The sequence below is a fragment of the Streptomyces mirabilis genome (assembly GCF_018310535.1).
GTDB lineage: Bacteria > Actinomycetota > Actinomycetes > Streptomycetales > Streptomycetaceae > Streptomyces.
In genome coordinates this window covers 3043528-3062792 of record NZ_CP074102.1, presented here as the reverse complement: position 1 = coordinate 3062792, position 19265 = coordinate 3043528, and the positions used below count along the sequence as shown (strand labels likewise).

General features: G+C 70.9%; 19 protein-coding genes. 6 read left to right on the top strand and 13 right to left on the bottom strand.

What is annotated here, in order from left to right:
- Positions 1 to 15: 15 nt before the first annotated feature.
- Positions 16 to 978, top strand: a complete 963-nt coding sequence (locus SMIR_RS13345; protein WP_101400295.1) for a LysR family transcriptional regulator — start codon at positions 16 to 18, stop codon at positions 976 to 978.
- Between the two features lie 101 nt (positions 979 to 1079).
- Here SMIR_RS13345 and SMIR_RS13340 read toward each other — a convergent pair whose 3' ends face one another.
- On the bottom strand, positions 1080 to 1841 hold the full coding sequence (locus tag SMIR_RS13340) for a prolyl oligopeptidase family serine peptidase (RefSeq protein ID WP_168494932.1): 762 nt from the start codon (positions 1839 to 1841) through the stop codon (positions 1080 to 1082).
- A gap of 112 nt (positions 1842 to 1953) precedes the next feature.
- On the opposite strand from SMIR_RS13340, the gene SMIR_RS13335 reads away from it, so the two are divergent.
- Positions 1954 to 3108, top strand: a complete 1155-nt coding sequence (locus SMIR_RS13335) for an adenosine deaminase (protein ID WP_168494934.1) — start codon at positions 1954 to 1956, stop codon at positions 3106 to 3108.
- A gap of 141 nt (positions 3109 to 3249) precedes the next feature.
- Positions 3250 to 3603 carry an ATP-binding protein gene (locus SMIR_RS13330; protein ID WP_212727040.1) on the top strand — a complete coding sequence of 118 codons (354 nt, stop codon included), beginning with the start codon at positions 3250 to 3252 and terminating at the stop codon, positions 3601 to 3603.
- A gap of 104 nt (positions 3604 to 3707) precedes the next feature.
- Here the strand turns inward: SMIR_RS13330 and SMIR_RS13325 are convergent, their stop codons facing one another.
- The 5 genes from SMIR_RS13325 to afsQ1 form a co-directional block, all read right to left on the bottom strand.
- Entirely contained in the window at positions 3708 to 3908 is a 201-nt protein-coding gene (locus tag SMIR_RS13325; protein WP_054233643.1) for a PspC domain-containing protein, read from the bottom strand.
- 103 nt (positions 3909 to 4011) lie between these two features.
- Positions 4012 to 4563 carry a VanZ family protein gene (locus tag SMIR_RS13320; protein WP_168494936.1) on the bottom strand — a complete coding sequence of 184 codons (552 nt, stop codon included), beginning with the start codon at positions 4561 to 4563 and terminating at the stop codon, positions 4012 to 4014.
- A gap of 317 nt (positions 4564 to 4880) precedes the next feature.
- Complete coding sequence (locus tag SMIR_RS13315; RefSeq protein ID WP_168494938.1) at positions 4881 to 5528, bottom strand: hypothetical protein; 648 nt, start codon at positions 5526 to 5528, stop codon at positions 4881 to 4883.
- Positions 5525 to 7201, bottom strand: coding sequence for an ATP-binding protein (locus tag SMIR_RS13310; protein WP_422664426.1), 1677 nt, complete (start codon positions 7199 to 7201; stop codon positions 5525 to 5527). Before SMIR_RS13310 ends, SMIR_RS13315 begins: the two co-directional genes overlap by 4 nt.
- The gene (afsQ1, locus tag SMIR_RS13305; RefSeq protein WP_054233761.1) at positions 7099 to 7776 is read right to left on the bottom strand and encodes a two-component system response regulator AfsQ1; all 678 of its coding nucleotides are present in this window, start codon (positions 7774 to 7776) and stop codon (positions 7099 to 7101) included. The genes SMIR_RS13310 and afsQ1 overlap by 103 nt, the downstream gene beginning before the upstream one ends.
- Before the next feature lie 309 nt (positions 7777 to 8085).
- On the opposite strand from afsQ1, the gene SMIR_RS13300 reads away from it, so the two are divergent.
- Positions 8086 to 8838 (top strand): SigE family RNA polymerase sigma factor, encoded by a 753-nt coding sequence (locus SMIR_RS13300; RefSeq protein WP_168494942.1) that lies wholly within the window; start codon positions 8086 to 8088, stop codon positions 8836 to 8838.
- A gap of 195 nt (positions 8839 to 9033) precedes the next feature.
- Here SMIR_RS13300 and SMIR_RS13295 read toward each other — a convergent pair whose 3' ends face one another.
- Positions 9034 to 9660, bottom strand: coding sequence for a uridine kinase family protein (locus SMIR_RS13295; RefSeq protein ID WP_168494944.1), 627 nt, complete (start codon positions 9658 to 9660; stop codon positions 9034 to 9036).
- A 221-nt stretch (positions 9661 to 9881) separates the two neighbouring features.
- Between SMIR_RS13295 and SMIR_RS13290 the strand changes: the two genes are divergently transcribed.
- Positions 9882 to 10298 (top strand): hypothetical protein, encoded by a 417-nt coding sequence (locus SMIR_RS13290; protein WP_168494946.1) that lies wholly within the window; start codon positions 9882 to 9884, stop codon positions 10296 to 10298.
- A gap of 39 nt (positions 10299 to 10337) precedes the next feature.
- Here SMIR_RS13290 and SMIR_RS13285 read toward each other — a convergent pair whose 3' ends face one another.
- From SMIR_RS13285 to deoC, 3 genes are read right to left on the bottom strand one after another with little or no spacing between them, the layout of a single operon-like run.
- Positions 10338 to 11246, bottom strand: a complete 909-nt coding sequence (locus tag SMIR_RS13285) for an aldehyde dehydrogenase family protein (RefSeq protein ID WP_168494948.1) — start codon at positions 11244 to 11246, stop codon at positions 10338 to 10340.
- A complete protein-coding gene (locus tag SMIR_RS13280; protein WP_168494950.1) occupies positions 11239 to 12681 on the bottom strand; it encodes an aldehyde dehydrogenase family protein in 1443 nt (480 codons plus the stop codon). Before SMIR_RS13280 ends, SMIR_RS13285 begins: the two co-directional genes overlap by 8 nt.
- A gap of 5 nt (positions 12682 to 12686) precedes the next feature.
- Positions 12687 to 13637: a deoxyribose-phosphate aldolase gene (gene deoC / locus SMIR_RS13275; protein ID WP_168501258.1), complete on the bottom strand. Its 951-nt coding sequence runs from the start codon at positions 13635 to 13637 to the stop codon at positions 12687 to 12689.
- 420 nt (positions 13638 to 14057) lie between these two features.
- On the opposite strand from deoC, the gene SMIR_RS13270 reads away from it, so the two are divergent.
- Entirely contained in the window at positions 14058 to 14699 is a 642-nt protein-coding gene (locus tag SMIR_RS13270) for a PH domain-containing protein (RefSeq protein WP_168494952.1), read from the top strand.
- Positions 14700 to 14782: 83 nt separating this feature from the next.
- On the opposite strand, the gene SMIR_RS13265 is transcribed toward SMIR_RS13270, so the two are convergent.
- The 3 genes from SMIR_RS13265 to SMIR_RS13255 form a co-directional block, all read right to left on the bottom strand.
- Positions 14783 to 15898, bottom strand: a complete 1116-nt coding sequence (locus SMIR_RS13265; RefSeq protein ID WP_248003696.1) for a putative hexosyltransferase — start codon at positions 15896 to 15898, stop codon at positions 14783 to 14785.
- 291 nt (positions 15899 to 16189) lie between these two features.
- Positions 16190 to 17821: a phospho-sugar mutase gene (locus tag SMIR_RS13260; protein ID WP_168494955.1), complete on the bottom strand. Its 1632-nt coding sequence runs from the start codon at positions 17819 to 17821 to the stop codon at positions 16190 to 16192.
- A 542-nt stretch (positions 17822 to 18363) separates the two neighbouring features.
- Complete coding sequence (locus tag SMIR_RS13255) at positions 18364 to 19188, bottom strand: purine-nucleoside phosphorylase (RefSeq protein WP_168494956.1); 825 nt, start codon at positions 19186 to 19188, stop codon at positions 18364 to 18366.
- Positions 19189 to 19265 lie beyond the last annotated feature (77 nt).

The window sequence follows — 19265 nt, the reverse complement described above, 5'->3', positions numbered from 1 at the left end:
GCCATAATCGTTCCCATGGTGCATCAGCAAAGGTCACAGGCTCACCTGTCACCGTCCAGTGACACAGAAGACAGCGCGGGAATGTCGAGGTTGCTCGCCCCACGCCTCGCGTACTTCGCCGGCGTCGCCCGCACGGAGCACGTCACGCGCGCCGCGCAGGAGATGCAGGTCCCCCAGTCGACCCTTTCGCGCGCCATGGTCCGGCTCGAACAGGACCTCGGCGTCGATCTGTTCGCACGCCGGGGCCGCACGGTCTCCCTCACCCCCGCGGGCCGTACGTTCCTCTCCTCCGTCGAACGGGCCCTCGCCGAGATCGAGCGCGCAGCCGAGGAGGTGCGCGCGGACGCCGACCCGGCCACCGGCAAGGTCGCGTTCGGCTTCCTGCACACGATGGGATCGGAGACCGTCCCCGGCCTGATCCGCGCCTTCCGCGCCGACCACCCCCGGGTCCGCTTCAGCCTCGTCCAGAACTACGGTGAGGCGATGCTGGAGGGGCTGCGCTCGGGCGAGCTGGACCTGTGCCTCACCTCGCCGGTGCCGGACGCGCCCGACCTGGTGGGCCGCCGCCTCGACGAGCAGAAGCTCCGGCTCGTCGTCCCGGCCGACCACCGCCTCGCCGCCCGCAAACGCATCCGCCTCGCCGAGGCCGCCGACGAGACCTTCGTGACCCTCGAACCCGGCTACGGCATGCGCCGCATCACCGACGACCTCTGCCAGGAGGCCGGCTTCAGGCCCCGGATCGCCTTCGAGGGCGAGGAGGCCGAGACCCTACGGGGCCTGGTGGCCGCCGGCCTCGGAGTCGCCCTCCTGCCACCCCCGGCCGTGCCCCGCCCGGGGGTGGTCGAACTGACGGTCACGGCCCCGAGAGCGGTCCGCGAGATCGGGGTGGCATGGCTGGACGGCCACCCGGACACCCCACCGGTGGCGGCCTTCAAGAAGTTCCTGCTGTCGAGGAGGGGCCACCTGCTACCGGACTGAGGGGCGGACGCGCCCCGCTTTCAGGGGCGCGAGGCTGTGACATGTGCGGCTCCGCCGCGTGGGCGCGACCAGCCCCCACAGACCCGCAGCGAACCCACGACCTATCGACGCAACGCCTTCCCGAAGCCGGAGGCAAGCGGCATCCGCAACCCCAACGGCGGCGGAGCGGCCAGCGCATCCTCCAACGGCCGGGCCAGCCCGCGCCCGAACAACGCCCCCATCACGAAGTCCTCCGCCAGAGCGTGCACTTCGGACCGGTACTGGTGCAACCCGTGCCCGTCGGAGTGGACCTCGAACCGGCAGATGTCCCGGTTGGACTTCTTCGCCCGCGCCGCGAGCCGGAAGGACAACTCCGGGTCGGTGCGCTCGTCGTTGGTGCCGTGCACGATCAGCACGCGCCGCCCGGAGAGCTGCTTCACCGGTTCGAGTGGCGCCGCCACGTCGTCCTCGGGCAGCCAGGGGGCGAGCGCCAGAACGGAGTTGACGGCGGTGTGCCCGGCCGCCCGCAGCGCCGCCCGGCCTCCCATGCCCACACCGGCGAGGCACACCGGCACGTCCCCGTAGCGGCGTACGACCTCGTCGGCGGCCCAGGACGCGTCGCTCGCGAGATGCGCCTCGCTGCCGTTCCAGCCGCGGAAGCGGTAGTGCACGACATGGGTCGCCAGGCCTTCCGCGCCTCCCGCGCGCATGAGCCGGCGGCCGAGCGCGCGTACGGAGGCGGTCGCCAACATCGGGGACGGTCTGCGCGCGGAGACCTCGTCGCCGCCCGGGAGCAGCAGAACCACTCCGCTGACCGCCGTCGGCTCCGGGCCGATCGCCCTCCCAAGCCGGGCCCTGCGAACCGGCGTCGCTTGCTGTGCCATGACAGAACAGTGTCAGAAGTGACCGTGTACGCCACCCGTCCGCCTGGTCACCGTTACGTATCGACGGACGGCGTGACAGGAGATCTACGCGCGTAGGGTCTACAGTGCGAAAATGACGAGCCAGATCCAGAACACCCCGAGCTCGGAACAGATCCGCCGGGCACCCAAGGTCCTGCTGCACGATCACCTCGACGGGGGCCTGCGCCCCGGGACGATCGTGGAACTCGCCCAGGAGACAGGCTATTCCGGGCTCCCCGAGACCGACCCCGACAAACTCGGCGTCTGGTTCCGCGAGGCCGCGGACTCCGGGTCCCTGGAGCGGTACCTGGAGACCTTCGCCCACACCTGTGCCGTCATGCAGACACGCGAGGCGCTGGTGCGGGTCGCCGCCGAGTGCGCCGAGGACCTCGCCGAGGACGGGGTCGTCTACGCCGAGGTGCGGTACGCGCCGGAACAGCACCTGGAGGCCGGGCTCACCCTCGAAGAGGTCGTCGAGGCGGTCAACGAGGGCTTCCGGGAGGGTGAGCGGCGTGCCCGGGAGAACGGCCACCGCATCCGGGTCGGCGCCCTGCTCACCGCCATGCGGCATGCGGCCCGCGCCCTGGAGATCGCCGAACTGGCCAACCGCTACCGCGATCTGGGAGTGGTGGGCTTCGACATCGCGGGCGCCGAGGCGGGCTTCCCGCCCACCCGTCACCTCGACGCCTTCGAGTACCTCAAGCGCGAGAACAACCACTTCACCATCCACGCCGGCGAGGCCTTCGGGCTCCCCTCCATCTGGCAGGCGCTCCAGTGGTGCGGCGCGGACCGGCTCGGCCACGGTGTGCGGATCATCGACGACATCCAGGTCGCGGCGGACGGCTCGGTGAAGCTCGGACGGCTGGCCTCGTACGTCCGTGACAAGCGCGTCCCGTTGGAACTGTGCCCCAGCTCCAACCTCCAGACCGGCGCCGCCGACTCCTACTCGGAGCACCCGATCGGTCTGCTGCGGCGCCTGCACTTCCGGGCGACCGTGAACACGGACAACCGGCTCATGTCAGGGACGAGCATGTCGCGCGAATTCGAGCATCTGGTCGATGCGTTCGGTTATTCGCTCGATGATATGCAGTGGTTCTCTGTCAATGCTATGAAGTCAGCATTCATTCCTTTCGATGAACGACTGGCGATGATCAATGACGTGATCAAGCCTGGATATGCAGAGCTCAAATCCGAATGGCTGTTCCAGCAGACCGCCTCCACCAGTGGTTCCTTGGAGGAACGGGGCTGATCGAAGGAGCGAAAAGCAGCCGGGTCTTCACTTGTTCTCCATGACTCGGCTGCTTTTTGATGTTTGCGGAGGGTGGCTCTGCGTGTTTACGTTTTTGGACCGCTCACATCCCCGTCACACGGATCCAAGGACGCATTCAATATGAAGCAGTCTGCTGCCAAGACCCTCGGTGTCGCCGCTCTCGGTGCCGCATTCGCCGCCGTCGGCGCGGGCGCCGCGAACGCCGCCCCGGCCGTGCCGGACGCCTCCCAGGCGCTGGGTACCGTCACCCAGACGCTGCCCGCGCAGAACGCCGCGGCGGCGCTCCCGGGTGCGGGAGAGGCGCTCACCCACGGGCAGGGCGCGCTCGGCGCGGGGGTGGCCGCGGCCCAGCCCGCCATCGCGAAGGTCCTTGCCGACGGGCCGGCGGCGCCGGTGGCCGGGCTGCTCGGGGGGCTGCCGCTGCAGGGCCTGCCGACGCACGGTCTGCCGGTGAACGGGCTGCCGCTCGGCTGACGCCTTCCGCTTGTTTCGGCCTTTCGCCTGTACGAACGCCGGTGGGGCGCACCCTGATTGGGGTGCGCCCCACTGGCGTGTCGTGCCGTCGGAGCGGCTGGGGGTCACCAGGCCGTGCGGGCCTTGTCCTCGGAGGGGAACAGGATCCACAGCGCTATGTAGAGCAGGAACTGCGGGCCCGGGAGCAGGCAGGAGAGAACGAAGATCACGCGCATCGTGGTCGCGGAGGTACCGAAGCGCCGCGCCAGCGCTGCGCACACTCCGCCGATCATGCGGCCGTTGGTGGGGCGGGCAAGGGCGGTCATGAGGGCTCCTTCGTGAACCGTGGCTGGACGCCGGGATGTCGGCGCATCGAGGTCTTCTTCGATGTCTTCAACGCTACGGTGACGAAGCGGGCGAAGCGTCGCTCTACGGGGCGATGCCGACCCTGGGAATCGTCGGGGTCCGACCCTGAGCCATGTCCTCCCGGGGGAGGGCCGCGCGGCGCCGGGTCTCGGCCCGGCGGCGGAGCCTGACCCTGGCGGCCGGCACGATCGCGAGATGGGCCAGGGCGACGCCGACCGTGTTGAGCAGCAGGGAGTCGACGTCCACGACCTGGCCGGGTACGCCGGTCTGCAGCAGTTCGATGCCCAGCGAGATCAGGGCGCCGGCGGCGACCGTGCGGACGAGGGAGCCGAGCGGGGATGCCGTCAGCTTGCCGCCGGCCATGGGGAGCAGGACGCCGAGCGGGGCGAGCAGGCCGAGGCCCTGACCTATCCGGCGGGCGGCTTCCGCCGGGCCCAGCGCGAGGTCGGCCCTGATGCCGGCGAACGGGCGGAGATTGGCGGGGCTCACCCAGGGGACGTCCAGGGGACGCAGGGTGAGCCAGGCGACGAGCGCGAGATGTGCGACGAGGAGGAGAGCTCCTGTCGCACGGACGCGGGTCACGGCGCTGCCGCCGCCTTCGCCTTGACGTTGCACGCCTCCCAAGACGCGGGGGTCGGCAGGATCGGTTCCGGGTTGTCGGTGAGCTTGGGTCTGAGGGGTGAGGGATGCGCCACACGTACGGTGCGGAGCGGGCACGGTTCGGCGTCCGCGGGCCGGTGGGGGCGGGTCGCGCAGTTCCCCGCGCCCCTGAGGCCGGGGCTTCGCCCCGGATCCGCGGCCGCGCGTATGTGTTCGGCTGCCGGCCGGTGGGGGTTGACCGCGCAGTTCCCCGCGCCCCTGAAAGCCCGCACTCCGGCCGGCGTCTTCAGCCCGTCCGGCGTTTGAGGACGAGGAAACAGTTGCGCGAACGATTACGCGCCGGAGATCGGCCTGGACGGCGGGGACTTGGTGGTGGGGTTGGCGCGGACGTCGGTGGGGCACTCGTAGCTGCGCAGTGGGGTGGTGTCGGGGCCGCCGAGGATGACCGAACCGTCGTCCTGCGCGGCGGCGGAGTCGGAGAAGGTGCAGATGATCTGGGCGAGGGCGGCGGAGGTCAGGTTCTGGGGCGGGGTGCTGAGGCGGAGCGCGTCCTCGGGGTCCTTGGGCCGAGGCCCGCTCACCGTCATCCCGCCCCGCACGTCGGTCGTGTAGCCGGCCTGCTGCTCGGGCGTGGAGGGCGTCTCGGCGAGCTCGTCGAGGAGCCCCTGCGCCACCAGAACCCGCCGCGCCCCCTCCGCCGTACCGTCGGGAATCCGCACGGACCGGTCGACCGTCACCAGTTGCCCGGAGCAGATCAGGAAGACCTGGACCGGGATGCCACGGGAGGTCTGGGTGGTGATGTCCGGGCCGGACAGCGCGCACGGGACCCGGGACGGCGCCGGGCCGAAGTCCGTCGGGACCTGGGTGGAGCGGATACCGCAGCCCGCGAGCAGGACGGTGAGGAGGGGGAGGGAGAGGAGGGAAAGGGAGGCGAGAGGCGTCCGTCGGCGCCCCTCTCGGCCTCGTACCAAGGTCGTCATCCGGCGCTGCCCTCCGTACCGTTCCCGTTCCTTCCGCGCTCGCGCTCGTCGTCGGCGAGCAGCTCCGACGCGTCCTGTGGGAGGCGGAGCGTGAAGACGGCGCCCCCCTTGGGCGCGTTGGCCGCGGTGATCTCGCCGCCGTGGATGTGCGCGTTCTCCAGGGCGATGGACAGGCCCAGACCGCTGCCCTCGGAGCGGGGGCGGGAGGCGCTCGCCTTGTAGAAGCGGTCGAAGACGTGCGGGAGGACGTCCTCGGGGATGCCTGGCCCGTGGTCCTGGACCTCGATGAGAAGGTCGTCGGCCTCTTCGCGGACCGAGACACGGACCGGGCTGCCGCCGTGCTTGAGCGCGTTGCCGATGAGGTTCGCGAGGATCACGTCCAGGCGGCGCGGGTCGAGGCGCGCCATGATGCCGCGCTCGGCGTCCAGGTCGACGGCGTCCAGCCAGGCGCGTGCGTCTATGCACGCGGTGATCTGGTCGGCGATGTCCACGTCGTCGAGGACCAGCCGGGCGGTGCCCGCGTCGAAGCGGGTGACCTCCATGAGGTTCTCGACGAGGTCGTTCAGGCGGCGGGTCTCGCTGACGACCAGCCGGACGGCCGGTTCGATCATCGGGTCGACGCTGCCGGTCTCCGCGTCGAGTTCCTCTTCCAGGATCTCCGTCACGGCGGTGATCGCGGTGAGCGGCGTACGGAGTTCGTGGGACATGTCCGCCACGAAGCGGCGGGACGCCTCTTCGCGGGCGCTCATGTCGTCCACGCGCTTTTCGAGGGACTCAGCGGTGTGGTTGAACGTACGGGAGAGGTCCGCGAGCTCGTCCGTACCCGAGACGCGCAGCCGGGTGTCGAGCTTGCCCTCGCCCAGGCGGCGGGCCGCGATGCCGAGGCGGTGCACCGGCTTGAGGACCGTCGTCGCGGCGGCCTGGGCGAGCAGCGCCGAGCCGATCAGGGCCAGGCCGGTCGCGATGCCCAGTGACCAGGCCAGCGAGTTGAGGTCCTTGGCCTCGGGCTCCAGGGACTTGAGCATGTAGCCGGTCGTCGTCCCGCCGATCACCTTCGCGCCGCCGACCAGGTACGGCTTGTCGTGGTCGGTGATGCGCTGCCAGTACAGGTGGTAGGTCGACTTGTTGTTCGAGGAGAGCGGCTGCTCCTTGTTCACGGCCTTCTGGAGGGACTTGGGTACGTCGTTCAGTGTGAAGGTGTCCAGCGCGGAGTTCCCGATGACCGTCTTGCCGTTGCCGTCCTGGGCGACGAGGAGCACGCTGAAGCGCTGGCTGCTGTTGGCCATCTGGCCCGCCGTGCGCTGCAGTTCGTCCTGCGCCGGGTGCACCGGCAGCATGCTCGCGTGGTTGCGCATCTCCTGCTGGAAGTCGCGCAGCACCGCGTCCTGCGTACGCGTCAGCACCGCCTCGCGGTTGAGCCAGTACGCGATGCCCGACGCCGACACGGCGGCCGTGAGCGCGACGAGTCCGAACACCACGACCAGCCGCAGTCGCAGGCTCGTGAAGCGCAGTCCCGCCAGGATCGCCCTGCGCGCCGCGGCCCAGCCGCGGAGCTCGTCGTGCGGTGGGGTCACTGAGGAGTATCCAGTCGGTAGCCGACTCCGCGGACCGTACGGATCAGGGTGGGCGAGGACGGAACGTCCTCGATCTTCGCGCGCAGCCGCTGGACACACGCGTCCACCAGCCGCGAGTCGCCCAGGTAGTCGTGCTCCCACACCAGTCGCAGCAACTGCTGGCGGGACAGCGCCTGTCCGGGCCGGCGGCTCAGCTCCAGGAGCAGCCGCAGCTCGGTGGGCGTCAGCTGCAGATCCTCGCCGTTCTTGGTGACCGTCATGGCCGCCCGGTCGATGACGAGGGAACCGAACGTCGCCGAGTCGTTGGCCTCGCGCTCCCCGCGCCGCAGCACGGCCCTGATACGGGCGTCGAGTACCCGCCCCTGCACGGGCTTGACGACATAGTCGTCGGCGCCGGACTCGAGCCCGACCACGACGTCGATGTCGTCGCTGCGCGCGGTCAGCAGAATGATCGGCAGCTGGTCCGTGCGCCGGATGCGCCGGCACACCTCGAACCCGTCGATGCCGGGCAGCATCACGTCCAGCACGATCAGATCCGGCCGCTGCTCACGCAACAGTTTCAGACCGTCCTCGCCGGTGGCAGCGGTGGCCACCCGGTGTCCCTGGCGCGTCAAAGAGAGCTCCAGGGCCGTACGGATGGCGTCGTCGTCCTCGATCAGCAACAGGGAAGGCACGAACGTCATTCTGGCCCATGGCGAGGGACTCTTTCGACAGTTGGAGCGCTCCCATCCATCTCCCGCACAGAAGGGGGCCTCCGAAGGGCGTCCGCGGAGGCGTACCGCTCTCCTCTGTGACCTCGCTGTGATCGTGCCGTGACGCGCCTGGGGAGGGGCCCTGTGACAGGTCTGTGACAGTCGGCGGACACGGCCATGAAGTGGCCTGGGCAAGCTTTTCGACACAAGCAAGAGAGCAAGACGGCAAGACCGCAACACAGCACGACGGAACGAACCGAAGAACCGGAACTCCACGACGGGGGGCGCGAGATGAACACGCTGCACAGCACCAGCACTAGCGCAGTTGTCACGCGGCTCCACGACGTCAGGGGTTCGGAGAAGTCCGGTGCCGTGAGCGGGCGGGGGTGCGCTCGCGGCACCGGGCGTCAGCACACCACGTACATGACGGTGGTTGACGCCTTCACGGGGGAGAGCGGCGGTAACGGGGGAGCTCACGGGGGAGCCGCGTACAGGGAGGTCACGGGGGAACGTCGCTCGGTGTCGGAGGCGGAGTTCACCGCCTACGTCCAGGAGCGCCGAGCCTCCCTGTACGCAACCGCCTACCACCTGACCGGGGACCGCTTCGAGGCCGAGGACCTGCTGCAGAGCGCGCTGTTCTCGACGTATCGGGCCTGGGACCGGATCAGTGACAAGGCCGCGGTGGGGGGCTACCTCCGCCGCACCATGACCAATCTGCACATCAGCGCGTGGCGTCGCCGCAAGCTGAACGAGTACCCGACCGAGGAACTGCCGGAGACCGCCGGTGACACGGACGCGATGCGCGGCACCGAGCTGCGCGCCGTGCTGTGGCAGGCGCTGGCCCGGCTGCCCGAACTCCAGCGCACCATGCTGGTCCTCCGTTACTACGAGGGCCGCACGGACCCGGAGATCGCGGAGATCCTCGACATCAGTGTCGGCACGGTGAAGTCGAGCATCTGGCGGTCGCTGCGCCGGATGCGCGAGGACGAGGTCCTCAGCTTCGGCCGTGACGAGGAGGAGTCCTTCGGGGAGCTCGTCGCCTGAAGGTCTGTGGGGGGAAGCAGGTAGCCGGTTGTACCGGTTGGTACGGGGGAGCGGTACCGGGGGAAAGAAACCAACGGGGTCGGGGGACCCCTGCGGAGCACGGGGGAAACGAGAAAAGGTCCGGGCGGACGGGGGGTCCGCCTGGGCCTCTTTTCGTGTCTGGTCTCTTTGCGTGTTTCCGTGAAGGGGCCCGTACTACGCCGGTGTCGTGCAGCGTCCGGCGGCCGCCGCGGTCAGTCGGCCCAGGGCCTCGGCCTTGTCGCAGGGGTGGGCGCCCAGCGCGCTCTGCCGGGCCACGATCGAACGTTCGGCGCGCATCAGGCGCCAGCCGCGGCGCAGCAGGAACGGGACCGACTTGCGGCCCTCCCGCAGATCCCGCAGGAAGCGGCGGCGGAACGTGGTCAGCGGGCCGCGGGACAGACACAGCGCGTCGGCCAGCATCCCCAGTTCCCGGCAGCGCTCGACGATCTCGGCGGCGAAGATGCCCTCCGCGATGAACAGCGGGGTCCGGCCGATGTGCAGGGCCTCCGCGCCGGTACGGGCGCTCAGCGAGATGTCGTAGACGGGAACGGTCGTACGTCCCGTACGGCACAGCTCCTCGATCGCCGCGACCGCGATGTCCGCGTCCCACGACTGCGGATGGTCCCAGTCGATGTCGGAGCTGCCCTCGACCTGGGGAAGCGTCGGGTCGGTGCCCTCTTTGTAGAAGTCGTCGAGGCGGAGCACGGGAAGCCCGGAGTCGGCCGCGAGAAGGGACTTTCCAGAGCCGGAGGGGCCGCAGAGCAGCACCACGCGGGTGGGTATCGGAGGATGGGAACCCAATTCTCTGTACCTTCTGTGACTCGGCCGGGCCACGCCGCGCTTCGGCAGGCCTCCGGAACATTATCCCGAAGGATTATCTGGGTTACGTCCGTATGTGTGTTGACCCGGACAGGGGAATCCGCCGCCATCGCCGCCCGGAACGGCATCCGGGTCAACTACTCTGCGTGCGAATCCCGTTGCTCTCCGCTCGCATTCGTTACGTTCACCGAAGAGGACATCCGATGGCGCGACACGCACACCAGCAGACCCCCCTGGCCCGCACCACCGCGCGCATCGCCGTCGCGTTCGGGGTGGTCGCCGCCGGTGCGGCCGCCGCCGCGAGTCCGGCCGTCGCGGACGCGGCCCCCGCCGTGGATCTGATGCGCACCCAGCCCACCTCGCTGGGCAACCTCGACCCGCAGGCGGGCCTGGGGGCCCTGACCGGCACGGTGGGACATGTCACCGGTCCGGTCGCGGGCCTCAAGCCCAACCCGCTCGCCGGCACGGGGGTCGACCCGCTCGACAACGGGGTGGGCACCCAGCTCGCGGACTTCAAGCCGCTGACCTCGCAGGCCCTGACGGGGCCGCTGGCGCAGGCGCCGTCGCTGGGGAGCGTGCCGGTGGTGGGGCAGGCGTTGGGGTTGCTGGGGGGTGTGTGAGTGAGCTCTCCCGCGCCCCTGGACGGGGCGCGGGGAACCTCAGTAGGACGAGCCGGATGCGCCGAGCGCGCCCGTCGGGTGCCAGACCGTCTTCGTTTCCAGGAAGGCCGTCAGGCGCTCGATGCCGGGCGTCTGCGAATAATCCACAGGCTGTGGACGGACGACCCGCTTCAGGTTGTCGGCCGCGGCGATCTCCAGTTCCTTCGCCAGTACGGCGTCCGCGCCGGCGAGGTCGATCGCGTTGACGTCCTGGTGCGCGGCGAGGGGAGCGGCGATCTCCGCCGTCTTGCCGGAGAGGACGTTGACGACGCCGCCCGGCAGGTCGGACGTGGCCAGCACCTCGCCCAGCGACAGCGCCGGGAGCGGGGACTTCTCGCTCGCGATCACGATCACCGTGTTGCCGGTCGCGATCACCGGGGCGATCACCGAGACCAGGCCCAGGAAGGACGACTCCTGGGGGGCGAGGACGGTGACGACGCCCGTCGGCTCCGGGGTCGAGAGGTTGAAGAAGGGGCCCGCGACCGGGTTGCCGCCGCCCACGACCTGGGCGATCTTGTCGGTCCAGCCCGCGTACCAGACCCAGCGGTCGATCGCCGCGTCGACGACCGCGGCAGCCTTGGACTTCGACAGGCCCTCCGCGTCCGCGACTTCACGGACGAACTGGTCCTTGCGGCCCTCCAGCATCTCGGCGACGCGGTAGAGGATCTGACCGCGGTTGTACGCCGTCGCGCCGGACCAGCCGCCGAACGCCTTGCGGGCGGCGACCACCGCGTCACGGGCGTCCTTGCGGGAGGAGAGGGGCGCGTTGGCCAGCCACTTGCCCTTGGAGTCCGTCACCTCGTACACCCGGCCGCTCTCGGAACGCGGGAACTTCCCGCCCACGTACAGCTTGTAGGTCTTGAAGACGCTCAGTCGCTGCTGCTCGGTCTTGTCGGTCTTCTCAGACATCGAGGTACGCCTCCAGGCCGTGGCGACCGCCCTCGCGGCCGAAGCCCGACTCCTTGTAACCGCCGAACGGCGAGGTCGGGTCGAACTTGTTGAACGTGTTGGCCCAGATGACGCCCGCGCGCAGCTTGCTCGCGACGGCGAGGATCCGGGAGCCCTTCTCGGTCCAGATGCCGGCGGAGAGGCCGTACTGGGAGTTGTTGGCCTTGGCTACGGCTTCGTCGGGGGTCCGGAACGTGAGGACGGACAGGACCGGGCCGAAGATCTCGTCGCGCGCGATGGTGTGCGCCTGGGTGACGTTCGTGAAGAGCGTCGGGGCGAACCAGTAGCCGGAGGAGGGGAGTTCACAGGCCGGGGACCAGCGCTCGGCGCCCTGGGCCTCGCCCTGCTCGACGAGCGAGGTGATACGGGACAGCTGCTCGGCGGAGTTGATCGCGCCGATGTCCGTGTTCTTGTCCAGGGGGTCGCCCAGGCGGAGGGTGGACAGGCGGCGCTTGAGCGAGTCCAGCAGCTCGTCCTGGATCGACTCCTGGACGAGGAGACGGGAGCCCGCGCAGCAGACCTGGCCCTGGTTGAAGAAGATGCCGGTGACGACGCCCTCGACGGCCTGGTCGATGGGGGCGTCGTCGAAGACGATGTTCGCGCCCTTGCCGCCGAGTTCGAGGGTGACCTTCTTGTCCGTGCCCGCGACCTGGCGGGCGATCGCCTTGCCGACGGCGGTGGAGCCGGTGAAGGCCACCTTGTTCACGTCGGGGTGCTCGACGAGCGCGGCGCCCGTGTCGCCGTATCCCGGAAGGATGTTGACGACGCCCTTGGGCAGGCCCGCCTGGCGGCAGATGTCCGCGAAGAACAGGGCGGACAGGGGGGTCGTCTCGGCGGGCTTGAGGACGACCGTGTTGCCGGTCGCCAGCGCCGGGGCGATCTTCCACGCCAGCATCAGGAGGGGGAAGTTCCAGGGGATGACCTGGCCCGCGACGCCCAGGGGACGAGGGCTGGCGCCGAAGCCGGCGTGGTCGAGCTTGTCGGCCCAGCCCGCGTAGTAGAAGAAGTGCGCGGCGACCAGGGGGAGGTCGGCGTCGCGGGTCTCCTTGATCGGCTTGCCGTTGTCGAGGGTCTCCAGGACGGCGAGCTCGCGGGAGCGCTCCTGGATGATCCGGGCGATGCGGAAGAGGTACTTGGCGCGCTCGGAGCCGGGCAGCGCCGACCACTTCTCGAAGGCCCTGCGGGCGGCCTTCACGGCGCGGTCGACGTCCTCCGCGCCCGCCTGGGCGACCTCGGACAGGACCTCTTCGGTGGAGGGGGAGACGGTCTTGAAGACCTTGCCGTCCGCCGCCTCGGTGAACTCGCCGTCGATGAACAGGCCGTAGGAGGGCGCGATGTCGACGACGGAGCGGGACTCGGGCGCCGGTGCGTACTCGAAAGCGGATGCGGATGCCATGGTGATCAGTCCACCGTCACGTAGTCGGGGCCGGAGTAGCGGCCGGTGGCCAGCTTCTGACGCTGCATCAGCAGGTCGTTCAGGAGCGAGGACGCGCCGAAGCGGAACCAGTGGTTGTCCAGCCAGTCCGCGCCCGCGGTCTCGTTCACCAGGACCAGGAACTTGATGGCGTCCTTGGTGGTGCGGATGCCGCCGGCGGGCTTCACGCCGACCTGGACGCCGGTCTGGGCGCGGAAGTCGCGGACCGCCTCCAGCATGAGGAGCGTGTTCGCCGGGGTCGCGTTGACGGCGACCTTGCCGGTCGAGGTCTTGATGAAGTCCGCGCCGGCCAGCATGCCGAGCCAGCTCGCGCGGCGGATGTTGTCGTACGTCGAGAGCTCGCCGGTCTCGAAGATGACCTTCAGGCGGGCGCTGGTCCCGCAGGCCTCCTTCACGGCGGTGATCTCGTCGTACACCTTCATGTACTTGCCCGCGAGGAACGCCCCGCGGTCGATGACCATGTCGATCTCGTCGGCACCGGCGGCGACCGCGTCGTGTACGTCGGCGAGCTTCACGTCGAGGGCCGCGCGGCCGGCCGGGAAGGCGGTGGCGACCGAGGCGACCTTCACGCCGGAGCCGGCGACGGCGTCCTTGGCGGTGGCCACCATGTCGGGGTACACGCAGACGGCCGCGGTGGTGGGCGTCGTACGGTCCGTGGGGTCGGGGTGGACCGCCTTGGCGCCGAGCGCCCGGACCTTGCCCGGGGTGTCCGCGCCTTCCAGCGTCGTCAGGTCGACCATCGAGATGGCGAGGTCGATGGCGTACGCCTTCGCGGTCGTCTTGATGGAACGGGTGCCGAGCGAGGCGGCGCGAGCCTCCAGGCCGACCGTGTCGACGCCGGGGAGCCCGTGGAGGAAGCGGCGCAGCGTGCTGTCTGACGCGGTTACGTCGCCGAGTGCGGGTGCAGTGGTGGGCATGGTCACGAGCTGAGCATATCTACGCGCGTAGCGGCTGTACAGCCCCGGGGGTGGGTGTGGGGGAGTGCGCACCGGGCGAGTCTCGCCCCCGCCGCCCCCACCCCCCAAGCTCTCGGCTTCGCTCGAGCAGGGGACCCCCATCATCCCAGGGGCTGCACCCCTTCGACCCCTGCGGGGCTGCGCCCCCGGTCCTCTGCGGGGTTGCGTCCTGGAGCGTCCTCGCTTTCGAGCGTCGGGCGAGCCGTGGTTTTTAGGGGCACGGGGAACTGCGCGGCCGGGCCCCCACTCGCCCGCAGCCGAGCGACCAGGAGCGGCCGGGGGATTCGGGGCGGAGCCCCGCGGACGCCTGGCCGTAACGAAGCGGCGGCGTGGGGCGGGGGTGAAGGAAGTGTTCAGGGGGCGTCGGGCAGAATCGGGGGCATGACGACCCCGGATGACCAGCCACCCGTGCCGGACGCCTCGCGACCCGAGTCGCAGGACCGGATCTACCGGTCACACGCCGGCATCGCGGGCGGCGTACTGCTGCTCGCCATCACGGGCTGGCTCGGCATCGACGCGCTGGTCTCCGGCCACGGCCGCACCCCCTGGCTGGCACTCGCCGCGCTGATCCTCCTGGTTCCGCTGGTGGCCGCCTTCACCCTGCGCCCCGCGGTCTACGCCAACGAGGACCGGCTGCGTGTCCGTAACCCGTTCCGTGTCGTCGTGCTGCCCTGGAGCAAGGTCGCCTCACTGCGTTCCGGGTACTCCAACGAGGTGGTCGACACCGAGGGCGCCAAGTTCCAGCTCTGGGCGATCCCCGTCTCCCTGCGTGCCCGCAAGTCCGCGGCCCGACGGCAGGCGCGCAACGCCGCCGCCGACAGCAGCGGACGCACCTCCTCGGTGGCGAGCGGGCCCACCCGTTCCCAGGCCGACCAGGTCATGGACGACCTGCGCGAACTCGCCGAGGCCCGGGCGGCCACGGAGGGCGCGCAGGGCGAGGTGAGCGTGCGGTGGGCGTACGAGGTCATGGGTCCCGCACTCGCGGGGGCCGTGGTCCTGGCGATCCTGCTGGCGGTGGGGTAGCCCCCGCCTGCCGCACGCAGGCCCCGTGTCAGCTCTCGGCTCGTCACGGCTCGTCCCGGCCTGTCTCGGCTCGTCCCGGCCTGTCACGGCGCGCTCGGCCACACCAGCGCCATGTACCCGCTCCAGTACGCCGAACCCAGCAGCGCCGCGGTCAGGGTGAGGGCCCGGAAGCGGGGTGAGGCGCGGGACAGATGGAGGGCCAGCGGGAGCAGGAGCGGGAAGCCGGGCAGGAGGAAGCGGGCGCGGGGGAAGTAGACGCCGCCGCTGCCCAGCACGATCAGCAGCAGGACGCCGGTGAAGACCAGCAGGGGGAGCGGCTGCCGGTCCCAGGCGCCCAGGGCGAAGAGGACCACGGACACGATCAGCGTGACCGTCACCATCACCAGGAAGAGCTCCGGCCTGGAGTCGTGCGCCAGGACCTCCCCCATACGGCGCAGGGTCTCCGCGCCGCCGTCCCAGTCGTTGTGCCACAGCCGCTGTACGGCGAAGTAGCCGTCCCATCGGCCCAGGCGCACGCCCACCCAGCCGACGTACCCGAGCCAGCCCGCCGGGGCGAGGGCCGCGGCCGCGAGGACGCGCGGCGAGAAGCGGCCCCGCAGGGAGAGCAGGGCCGTGACGGTGACCGCGGCCGCCGCCGCGATCCCCGTCGGGCGGGTCAGGCCCGACAGCGACGCCAGGGTGCCCGCCCAGAGCCAGCGGCCGGTGAGCACCGCGTACAGCGACCAGGCCGCGAACGCCGTGAAGAGGGACTCCGTGTAGCCCATCCACTGGACCAGGCCGACCGGGAGAGCCGCCCACAGGAAGGTCAGCAGCAGGGCCACGCGCCGGCCGTGGAGATGGTGGCCGACGGCGAAGACTCCCCACGCGGCGACGAAGGAGGCGGCGATCGAGATCGCCACGCCCGTCGTGGCGCGCGTACCCGGGGTCAGGACCGCGACCGCCTTGACCAGGAACGGGTACATCGGGAAGAACGCGAGGTTGTTCGCGTCGTACCGAGTGCCCAGGTGGTGGGTGTAACCGTGCTGGGCGATGCCCAGGTACCAGTCCGCGTCCCACTGCGTGGCCAGGATCGGCCACAGGCCGTGGTGCTGATGGTGCGCCCACTGGGCGAGGAGCAGCAGGCTCAAGAGGCGTACGGCCCCGTAGGCGAGGAGAGCGGGGGCCGCCCGGCGCAGGTGGGTGCGGAGGGCGCACAGAATGCCTGTGCTCGCATTCGTGCCCCCAACCGTGCCCGTACTTGCGTTCGGGTTCGCGGGGAATTCGCCGGGAGCGTTCCGGGGTGGGGAGGATGTCGGCCGGGAAGCGGTCGAGGACACGCGGCAGCTCCTGGGGCTCGGCGGTGCGCTACCGCCAACCGTTCCTCGGTCGGATGGTGGCGCACCGGAGCGCTGCGTCAACTGCCGGGCGGAAATCACCCGTAAGTGGCTGAGTCCTGGACCTGGGCCCTCGCGGAGGCGCGGGATCCGAGGCGCGGGATCCGAGGCGCGGGATCAGATGCCGGCCGCCGCCGACAGGTCCCGCTTGATCCCCGCGAGCAGCTCGGCGGCCTTCGCGTGGGCCGTGGGCAGCTCGGCGTGCGAGCCGACCGGGACCACGACCTCCAGGTAGCACTTCAGCTTGGGCTCGGTGCCGCTGGGGCGGACGATGACGCGGGCGCCGTCCAGCGTGTAGCGCAGCCCGTCGGTCGGCGGAAGCGTGTCCGTGCCCTTCGTCAGGTCCTCGGACCTGGTGATGGGCAGGCCCGCCAGCTCCGTCGGGGGCTGCTCGCGCAGTCGGCCCATCGCGTTCGCGATGACCGACAGGTCCTCCACGCGGACCGAGAGCTGGTCGGTGGCGTGCAGACCGTGCTCCACGGCGATGTCGTCGAGGAGATCGAGGAGGGTGCGGCTCTCCTCCTTCAGCTCGGAGGCGAGTTCCGTGATGAGCAGGGCCGCCGTGATGCCGTCCTTGTCGCGTACGCCGTCCGGGTCGACGCAGTAACCGAGCGCCTCCTCGTAGCCGTAGCGCAGGCCGTCCACCCGGGCGATCCACTTGAAGCCGGTGAGGGTCTCCTCGTAGGGGAGGCCCGCCTTCTCGGCGATCCGGCCGAGGAGGGAGGAGGAGACGATCGACTCCGCGAAGGTGCCGCGCGCGCCGCGGTTCACCAGGTGCTGGGCGAGCAGCGCGCCGACCTCGTCGCCGCGCAGCATCCGCCAGTCGGCACCGTCCCTGACGGCCACCGCGCAACGGTCCGCGTCCGGGTCGTTGGCGATGATCAGGTCGGGGCCGGTCTCGCGGGCCTTCGCGAAGGCCAGGTCCATCGCGCCGGGCTCTTCCGGGTTGGGGAAGGCGACGGTGGGAAAGTCGGGGTCCGGCTCCGCCTGCTCGGCGACGAGCGCGGGCTCCGCGAAGCCGGCCCGGGCGAAGGCGGCGAGCAGGACGTCCTTGCCGACGCCGTGCATCGCGGTGTAGACGGTGCGGGCGGTGCGGGGGGAGCCCTGGGCGAGGACGGCGTCCGTACGGGCCAGGTAGGCGTTCAGGACGCCCTCGTCGAGGGTCTCCCAGCCGGAGTCCGGGCGGGGGACGTCGGCGAGGCTGCTGACAGCGGCGATCTCGGCGGCGATCCCGGCGTCCGCCGGGGGGACGATCTGCGAACCGTCGCCCAGGTAGACCTTGTAGCCGTTGTCGCGGGGCGGGTTGTGGCTGGCGGTGACCTCCACGCCGGCCACGGCGCCGAGGTGCCGTATGGCGTACGCCAGGACGGGGGTGGGCAGGGGGCGGGGGAGGACGGCGGCCCGCAGGCCCGCGCCCGTCATCACCGCGGCGGTGTCGCGGGCGAAGTCGGCGGACTTGTGGCGGGCGTCGTAGCCGATGACGACGAGGCCGTCCGTCTCGCCCTGCTTCTTGAGGTACGCGGCCAGGCCGGCGGCGGCGCGGATGACCACCGCGCGGTTCATGCGCATCGGGCCCGCGCCGAGTTCGCCCCGGAGGCCGGCGGTGCCGAACTGGAGGGTGCCGCTGAAGCGTGCGGTGAGCTCGGGGACGTCCTTGGCGGCGATGAGCTCGGCGAGTTCCTCGCGGGTTTCCGGGTCGGGGTCCTCGGCGAGCCATGTCTCGGCCCGTGCGATGAGTTCGTCCTGCACGTCGGGTGAACCTCTCTGTTTGTGCTGCCCTTGGTGTGTACCCGGCCAGGGGTGCCTTCTCTCGCCCCCGCCGTGCCTACCCGTCCGGGTGCGATGGTCGGCTGCGGGTGGGTGGGGGTTGCCCGCGCCGTTCCCCGCGCCCCTGGGGTCGGGGCTTCGCCCCGGATCCCCGCCGGTGCGAAGTGCCTCGGCTGCGGGCCGGTGGGGGTTGCCCGCGCCGTTCCCCGCGCCCCTGGGGCGGGGCTTCGCCCCGCATCCGCCGTCCGCCTTTTGCCTTTTGGCTGCCGGTTGGTGGGGGCTGGTCGCGCAGTTCCCCGCGCCCCTGGGGCGGGGGCTTCGCCCCGCATCCGCCGTCCGTCCTTTACCTTTTGGCTGCCGACCGGTGGGGGCCGGTCGCGCAGTTCCCCGCGCCCCTGAAAGCCCCGGCCCGCGTCTTCAGCCCGTCCGGCGTTCGAGGACGAGGCCGTTCAGGCCGACAGAGGGGTCTGGGGGGTGCAGCCCCCAGGGATGGGACGGGTAGGGGCGGCGGGGGCGATGAACCCCTACAGGCGGTCCAGGACCTGGGTGAGGAGGGCGCCCATGCGGGTTGCGGAGTCGCGGCCCGCCTGGAGGACCTCCTCGTGGTTGAGGGGCTCGCCCGTCATACCCGCGGCGAGGTTGGTGACGAGGGAGATGCCGAGAACCTCCGCACCGGCCTCACGCGCGGCGATCGCTTCGAGAACCGTCGACATGCCGACGAGGTCCGCGCCGAGGACACGGGCCATCCGGATCTCGGCCGGCGTCTCGTAGTGCGGCCCGGTGAACTGCGCGTAGACGCCCTCCTCCAGGGTGGGGTCGACCTCCTTGCAGAGGGCGCGCAGCCGCGGCGAGTACAGGTCGGTGAGGTCGACGAAGTTCGCCCCGACGATCGGGGACGTCGCCGTCAGGTTGATGTGGTCGCTGATCAGCACCGGCTGGCCGGGGCGCATGTCCGCACGCAGACCACCGCAGCCGTTGGTGAGCACGATGGTCTTGCAGCCCGCGGCGACGGCGGTACGCACGCCGTGCGCGACGGCGGCGACTCCGCGGCCCTCGTAGTAGTGGGTGCGGCCGAGGAAGACCAGGGCCCGCTTGTCACCGATCTTGTACGAGCGGATCTTGCCGCCGTGCCCCTCGACCGCCGGCGGGGGGAACCCGGGCAGCTCGGTGACCTGGAACTCGGCCTCGGGGGTGCCGAGGGCGTCCACGGCCGGAGCCCAGCCGGAGCCCATCACGAGCGCGACGTCGTGGGTCTCGGCGCCCGTGAGCTCCCGCAGGCGGGTGGCGGCGGCGTCGGCGGCGGCGTGGGGGTCGCCCTGGATGTCGTCCGGAAGAAGAGATGCGTTCACGCGCATGAGGGTAGCCGGTCCAGGCCTACGCGCGTAGATGACAGAGGTCACGGTCTTGCGATCGTTGTCTTGTTGTT